The organism is Frankia canadensis (assembly GCF_900197875.1).
GTDB classification, from domain to species: domain Bacteria; phylum Actinomycetota; class Actinomycetes; order Frankiales; family Frankiaceae; genus Frankia; species Frankia canadensis.
In genome coordinates this window covers 1-8,039 of the sequence record NZ_FZMO01000177.1, presented here as the reverse complement: position 1 = coordinate 8,039, position 8,039 = coordinate 1, and the positions used below count along the sequence as shown (strand labels likewise).

General features: G+C 77.1%; 2 protein-coding genes. Both read right to left on the bottom strand.

Annotated features, from left to right (window positions below; all coding sequences use genetic code 11):
• Positions 1–3,443, bottom strand: a 3,443-nt coding sequence (locus tag C1A33_RS15470) for a type I polyketide synthase (RefSeq protein ID WP_243407585.1), incomplete at its 3' end; no start/stop codon positions are given.
• A gap of 5 nt (positions 3,444–3,448) precedes the next feature.
• On the bottom strand, positions 3,449–8,039 hold a 4,591-nt coding region (locus tag C1A33_RS15465; RefSeq protein ID WP_115537960.1), incomplete at its 5' end, for a type I polyketide synthase.

Below are 8,039 nucleotides of genomic sequence, written 5' to 3'. Positions count from 1 at the left end.
GGGTTGGGCCCGGGGTCGGGGTTGGGCACGGCGTCCAGGTCGGGCTCGGTCGTCGTCGCAGCGGCCCCAGCGCTCAGGACGCCGGTGGCGTGGTGCCGCCACGCCGCCCCCGGTTCGTCGGCCGGGCGCGCGTACACCTCGATCGCCCGGCGTCCCGCCGGGTCGGCCGCGGCGACGGTGACCTCGACGGCGACCGCCTCCCGCGCGGCCAGGGACAGCGGTTCGCGCAGGACCAGCTCCTCGAGCCGGTCGCAGGCCAGGTGCCGCCCGGCGGCCAGCGCCATCTCGACGAACGCCGAGCCGGGCAGCAGGGTCGCGGACCCGACGGCGTGGTCGGCCAGCCAGGGCTGCGCGGGCAGCGACAGGCGCCCGGTGAGGACCGCGCCGCCGTCGTCGGCCCGGTCGAGGGCGGCGCCGAGCAACGGATGCCCGGTCGCCGCCAGGCCCACGCCGGCCACGTCGCTCGCCTGGGGCGCCGCGTCGAGCCAGTACCGCGTGCGGGTGAACGCGTAGGTCGGCAGGTCGGCATGCACCGCCGGTCCGCGGGCGCGTGAGCCGGGCCAGGTGACCCGGTCGGCGCCGATCCGCACCCGGGCGATGGCCCGCGCCACGGCGTCGTCCTCGGTGACGCCGGACGCCAGGGTGGCCACGAAGTCGGGGCCGGTGCCATCCGGGTGGTGGTCGTGGCCGGCGGCCATCGCGCTGAGCGTCGCCCCGGGGCCGATCTCAAGGCAGGTCGACACTCCCTGGGCACGCAGCCAGGTCACGCCGTCATGGAAGCGGACGGCCTCGCGGACCTGGCGGACCCAGTAGTCGGGCGAGCCCAGCTGATCGGCCGTCGCGAGGGTGCCGGTCAGCGTCGAGACGATCGGCACGTTCGGTGCCCGGTAGGTCAGCTCGGCGGCCACCTGGCCGTACCGCGCCAGCATGGCGTCCATGTGCGGGGAGTGGAAGGCGTGGCTGACCCGCAGCCGGGTCGCCCGCCGGCCCCGCTCCCGCCAGAGCGCCGCCACCCGGTCGACGGCGGGGGCGTCCCCGGAGACCACGGTGGCGGCGGGGCCGTTCACCGCGGCGATCGTCACCGTCGCGCGCGTGTCCCCGGCGAGGTCGTCGGTGAGGCCGTCGAGGGAGGCGGCGACCTCGTGTTCCGGGGCGTCGATGGCCGCCATCGCGCCGGTGGCCGGCAGCGCCTGCATGAGCCGTCCGCGGGCCGCCACCAGCGTGCAGGCGTCGGCGAGCGACAGCACCCCGGCTATGTGCGCGGCGGCGAGCTCGCCGATCGAGTGCCCGAGCAGGTAGTCCGCGGTGATCCCGGCGTCCGCGAGATGGCGGGCCAGCGCCACCTGCAGGGCGAACAGGGCGCTCTGGGTGTAGGCGGTCTGGTCGAGCAGCCGCGCGTGCGGCGAGTCGTCGGCCGCGGCGACGACGACGACGGACAGCGGACGGTCGAGGTGCGCGTCGAGGTGGCCGCACGCCTCGTCCCAGGCGGCGGCGAACACCGGTGCGCGGGCATACAGCTGCCGGCCCATCCCGGCACGCTGGCTGCCCTGCCCGGAGAAGACCAGGGCGGTGCGCCCCGCGGCGCGCCGCGCGCCGAGCACCACGGCCGGGTGCGGGCGATCCGCGGCCAGCGCCGCCAGGCCCGCGCGCAGATCGTCGCGATCGCGGGCACTGACGATCGCGCGGCGATCCAGCTGGGCGCGGGTGGTGAGCAGGGCGTGCCCGACGTCCGCGAGATCGGCGCCGGGGTGGTCGTCGAGCCAGGAGCGCAGGCGGGCGGCCTGGCCGCGCAGTGCCGGCGCGGAGTGGGCCGAGAGCAGGAACGGATGGGGCCCGGGATCCGGCTGGCCGCTCGGGTCCGGCGCGCCCTGCGCGCTGTCGACGCCGTGCGCCCCCTCCGCGCGGTGCGCCCCCTCCGCGCCGTGCGCGCTGTCCGCGCCGTCGATGCCCTGCGTGCCGGCGGCGTCGTCGTTCTCGATCCCGGCGGGCTCCTCGATGATGACGTGCGCGTTCGTGCCGCTGATGCCGAAGGACGACACACCGGCGCGGCGCGGGCCGTCCCGCCGCGGCCAGGGGCGGCGCTCGCGCAGCAGCTCGACACCTCCCGCCGACCAGTCCACATGCGGCGTCGGCTGGTCGATGTGCAGCGAGGCGGGCAGCGTGGCGTGCCGCATCGCCATCACCATCTTGATCACACCGGCGACACCGGCGGCGGCCTGGGTGTGCCCGATGTTCGACTTCACCGAGCCGAGCCACAGCGGCTGCCCGGCGGGCCGGTGCGGCCCGTAGACGCCGAGCAGCGCCTGTGCCTCGATCGGGTCGCCCAGTACCGTGCCGGTGCCGTGGGCCTCGACCGCGTCGACCTGGTCGGGCCGCAGGCGCGCGTCGGCCAGCGCCCGGCGGACCACCCGCTGTTGGGAGGGCCCGTTCGGCGCGGTCAGCTGGCTGCTCGTACCGTCCTGGTTGACCGCGCTGCCGCGCAGCACGGCGAGCACCCGATGGCCGTGGCGGCGTGCGTCGGCGAGGCGTTCGAGCAGGAGCAGCCCCACCCCCTCGGAGCATCCGGTGCCGTCCGCGGCGGCGGCGAACGGCTTGCAGCGCCCGTTGGCGGCCAGGCCGTGCTGGCGGCTGAACTCGACGAAGACGGCGGGCGTGGCCATCACGGACACACCGCCGGCGAGCGCGAGGGCGCATTCCCGCCGCCGCAGTGACGCAGCCGCCAGGTGCATCGCCACCAGCGACGACGAGCAGGCCGTGTCGATCGTGACGGCCGGGCCCTCGAGGCCGAGGGTGTAGGAGATCCGGCCGGACGCCACGCTCGGGGCACTGCCGTTGACCAGGTAGCCCTCGTATCCCGGCGGCGCCGGGCGCAGCCGCGAGGCGTAGTCGTCGTACATCACCCCGACGAACACGCCGGTGTCGCTTCCGCGCAGGTCGGCGGGGTCGATGCCGGCCCGCTCCAGGGCCTCCCAGCTGGTCTCGAGCAGCAGTCTCTGCTGGGGGTCGGTGGCCCGCGCCTCGCGGGGCGTGATGCCGAAGAACTCGGCGTCGAAGTCCGCGGCGTCCGCGAGGAAGCCTCCCTCGTGGGCGTGGGAGGTGCCCGGGTGCTCGGGGTCCGGGTGCGCGAGGGCGTCGAGGTCCCAGCCGCGGTCGGTGGGGAAGTCGGAGATGGCGTCGCGGCCGTCCGCGACGAGTGTCCACAGATCCTCCGGCGAGTGGACGCCGCCGGGGTAGCGGCAGCTCATCGCGATGATCGCCACCGGCTCGTGGTCGCGCTCCTCGGCCTCCCGCAGGCGCCGGCGCACCTCGCGCAGGTCCGTGGTCGCCCGGCGCAGGTAGTCCCGTAGCCGGCCCTCGACGCCACCGCCGCCGGCGGCGGCCGCGGTGGCGGGCTGGGCCGTCCCGCTCGCCGGGGCCGTCTCCGCCGCGTCCTCGCTGCGCACCACCGTCATCCCTCCCAGGCCAGTTGGGACGCGTCCGGGCCGCCGTCGGTGGACAGCTCGCGGTCGAGCGCGTCGAACAGTTCGTCGTCGGTCGCCGTGGCGAGATCGTTGTTCGGGTCGGGTGGGGCGGGTTCCCGCCGGTCGTTCCAGGCCCGCAGGAGATCGGCGAGGCGGGTGGCGACCCGCGCGTGCCGCTCGTCGTCGGGATCTCCACCGGCGCTCAGGGCGGCCTCGAGCCGGTCCAGTTCGCTCAGCGGGTCGCCGGGAGTCGGCGGATCAGGGGTCAGCTCGGCGAGCAGGTGCCGCGCGATCGCCGCCGGCGTCGGATAATCGAAGACCAGCGTGGTCGGCAGCCGCAGACCCGTCGTGGCACCGAGCCGGTTGCGCAGTTCCACCGCGGTGAGCGAGTCGAACCCGAGGTCGAGCAGGCCGCGGTCGGCCGCCACGGCGGCCGCGTCCACGTCGTCATGGCCCAGGACCGTGGCGATGTGCCGGCTGACCAGCTCCAGCAGCAGGGCGGCCCGCCCGGCCGGGTCGAGCGCCGCGAGGCGTGCGGCGAGTCCACCGGCGCCGCCCGGGTCGGCGTCCGGCGCCGGGCGGGAGGCGTGCGCGGCCCGCGCCCGCCGCCGTGTGGCCGTGACCAGCCCGCGGTGGAGCGGATGGACCTCGCCCTGCTCGGCCTGGCGGCGCAGCCGCGCCAGGTCCAGCCGGGCGGCCAGCACCGCCGGCTCGGTCCCGTCGAGGGCGGCGTCGAACAGGGCCAGCGCCTGGGCGGGTGCCATCGGCGCCATGCCGAGCCGGCCCAGGCGCGCCCGGTCCACCGTGGTCAGCTCGGCGGTCAGCCCGCTCGCCGGCGCCCACAGGCCCCACGCGAGGGACACCGCCGGTCGGCCCGCGGCGCGGCGGCGTGCGGCGAGCGCGTCCAACGCCGCGTTCGCGGCCGCGTACCCGGCCTGCCCGGGGCTGCCGAGCGTGCCGGCGGCGGAGGAGAACAGCACGAACGCGGTGAGGTCGAGGTCGCGGGTCAGCTCGTCGAGATGGCGGGCGGCGGCCAGCTTGGGCCGCAGCACCCCGTCGAGGCGCGGCGGCGTCAGCGCGGACAGCAGGCCGTCGTCGAGCACCCCGGCGGCGTGGATGACGGCGCCGAGCGGGTGCGTCGGGTCGACCGAGGCGAGCAGGCTCGCGGTCGCCGCCCGGTCGCCGACATCGCAGGCGGCCACCCGGACGTCGGCGCCGCGCGCGGTCAGCTCGGCCACGAGGGCCGCCGCCGACGGGCTGGCGTCACCCTGCCGGCTGGCCAGCAGGAGATGGCGGACACCGTGGGCGCCGACCAGGTGGCGGGCGACCTCGGCGCCCAGCGTCCCGGTGCCGCCGGTCAGCAGGACCGTGCGATCGCGGGGGAAGGCGGCGTCGCGGGCGGGCGCCGCCGCGACGCGGGCCAGCCGGGGCAGAAGGGCGCGGCCGGCCCTGATGGCCGCCTGCGCGGCCCCGCCGGCGAGCACCCGGGGGATCGCCGCCGCCGAGTCCGGGTGACCGTCGACGTCGAGCAGGGCGAAGCGGTCCGGCTCCTCCAGCTGGGCGGTGCGCACGAGTCCCCAGACGGCGGCCGCGGCCGGATCGGGGGCGTCGTCGTCGGGAGGGACGGCGAGCGCCCCGCGGGTCACGAACGCCAGGCGGCCGCCGGCCGCCGGCGCGCGGACGGGTGCGCCCTCGTCGTCGTTCGGGTGATCGCCGGCGGGCGGCGAGTCGTGCGCGGCCGTGGACGCGCCGGGAGGTGTGGAGTCGGCGGCGAGCCACGCCTGTGCCAGGGCCAGCGTGCGGTGCAGGAGGGCACGGGTGCCGTCGTCGGTGGCGGGCGCCGACGCGGCCGCCGTGAGGTCGACCAGGACCCAGGGTGGTTCGGGTGCTCCGGCACCGACCGCGGACCACAGCTCGCCGAGGCCGGGGTGGACCTGGGCCTCGACTCCGGCGGCGCGCAGGTTCGCCGCCAGCGGGCCGTGGTCGTCACTCACGACCGCCACCGGTCCCGCGGGGGCGGCGGCCTCGTCCGGTCCGGCGGGGGTGAACACGACGCGGTGCAGCGTGTCGCCGCTGCCCGCGAGACGGTCGAGGTCGGTCGGGCGGGTGATGAGGGCGCCGGCGTGTGCGACGACGGCGCCCGTCGCGTCGGCGACGGTGAGCTCGACCGTGTCCGGTCCGGCGGGGGTGAGCCGGACCCGGACGTGGGTCGGTGCCTGGCCGGAGATCCGCACGTCCCGCCAGGAGAAGGGCAGCTGGATCCGCCGGTCCGTCGCGTTCCCGTCGTCCGTGCCGGCGCGCCGTGGGAGCTGACGCAGGACCATCGGGTGCAGCGCCGCGTCGAGCAGGGCGGGGTGCAGCAGGTAGGCCGAGGCGTTGGACCGCTCCGGCTCGGGCAGCCGGACGTCGGCGAACAGGTCGTCGCCGAGCCGCCACGCGGCGTGCAGACCCTGGAACGCCGGACCGTAGTGGTATCCGTGGTCGGCCAGCAGCGCGTACGGGTCGCCGTCGGTCAACGCGACGGCCGCCGGTGGCGGCCAGGCCCCGTCCGGCTCGGCGCCGGCCCAGTCGGCCGCCACCGGGGCGTCGGGTGCGGAGGGGTCCTCGGCCAGCAGGCCGCTGGCGTGCAGGGTCCAGGGCGCGCCGGTCGCCAGCGTGTCGTCCTCCTCCCGCCGAGCGTGGATGCTCACCGCCCGCCGACCGTCCTCGCCCGGCGGGTCGAGGACGACCTGCACCCGGACGTCGGCGTCGTCCGGGATCACCAGGGGTGCGTGCAGGGTCAGCTCCACCAGCTGCCGCAGGCCGGCCCGCTCGCCCACGTACCCGGCGAGTTCGAGGAATCCGGTGGCGGGCAGCAGCACGGTGTCGCCCACGCCGTGATCGACGAGCCAGGGCAGGGTGCGCGGTGAGAGCCGGCCGGTGGCGACCAGGCCCCGTTCGCCCGCCACCTCCACCACCGCGCCGAGCAGCGGATGATCGGCGTCGCCCACGCCGATCGCGGCCGCGTCGACGCTCGCGGGCGGGGTGTCAATCCAGTAGCGGCGGCGCTGGAACGGATAGGTGGGCAGGTCGACCGGCGCCGGGGTGACCGGCGGGAAGGCCGGGCGCCAGTCGACGGCCAGCCCGTGCAGGTGGGCCTCGGCCAGGCAGGTGAGGAAGCGGTCCCAGTCGCCCGCCTCCCGGCGCAGGGTGGTCAGGACCGTGCCGCCGACAGGCTCACGGCCGGTGGCCGCTGTCACGGTGGGCCGGCCGGCCGCCCCGGGCCGGCGGACCTCCTCGAGGCTGTCGAACGTCTCGACGAGCCCCGGGGCGAGGACCGGGTGCGGGCTGATCTCGATGACGAGCCGGTGGCCGTCGTCGTGCAGGGCCTTGACGGTCTCCGTCAACCGGACCGGTTCCCGCAGGTTGCGGAACCAGTAGTCACCGTCGAGCCCGGGCGGGTCGAACAACCCCGCCGTGACGGTGGAGTAGAACGCGACCTCGCCCGAACGCGGGCGGACGTCGGCCAGCTCCCGGGCCAGCCGGTCCCGCAGCAGGTCGACCTGCGGGGAGTGGGACGCGTAGTCCACCGCGATGGCCCGTGCCCGGATCCCGTCGGCGGCGCAGCGGGCGAGCAGCGCGTCGACGGCCGCGGGGTCGCCGGACACCACCGTCGCGCCGGGACCGTTGACCGCGGCCACCGCGAGGGACCCGGGCATGTCCGCCAGAAGCGGGGCGACGTCGGCGGCGGGCAGCGCCACCGAGGCCATCGCGCCCGCGCCGGCCAGCTCGACCAGCGCGCGGCTGCGCAGGGCGACGATGCGCGCGGCGTCGGCGAGACTCAGCGCGCCGGCCACGTGGGCGGCGGCGATCTCGCCCTGCGAATGACCGATGACCGCGTCCGGGCGGACGCCGGCCGACCGCCACAGGGCGGCCAGCGACGTCATCACGGCGAACAGCGCCGGCTGTACGACGTCGACCCGGTCCAGCGAGGCGGCGCCGGGCAGGTCGCGCACCACGTCCACCAGCGACCAGTCGGTGTGCGGGGCCAGCGCGTCCGCGCAGGCGTGGATGTGGTCGCGGAAGACCGTGCTCTGTGCGTACAGCGCCGCCGCCATGCCCGGCCACTGCGAGCCCTGGCCCGGAAAGGCGAACACCACCCGGACCGGTGCGGTCGTCGTCGCCCGGGAGGTGAGATCGGCGGCCAGGCCATGCTCGGCGAGCTCCGACAGCCCGGCGCGCAGCTCGGCCCGGTCCGCCGCGAGGACCACGGCTCGGCTGTCGAACCGGGCCCGGGTGGTCGCCAGCGCGAGCCCGGTACGGGCCAGGTCGAGCGACTCGTCGGCCACGGCGTCGTGCAGGCGACGGGCCAGCTCTCGCAGCGCCGGCTCGGTGCGCGCCGAGAGCACCCAGGGCAGGCGCCGCGCGCCGCCGTCGGCGACGTCCTCACCGGTCCCGGTTTCGTTCTCGTCGTCGGTCTGGTTGTCGGTGCTGGTGGTGGGTGTGCTGGTGCTGGTGGGGGGTTCTTCGATGATGAGGTGGGCGTTGGTGCCGCTGATGCCGAAGGCGCTGATGGCGGCGCGGCGGGGGGTGTGGGTG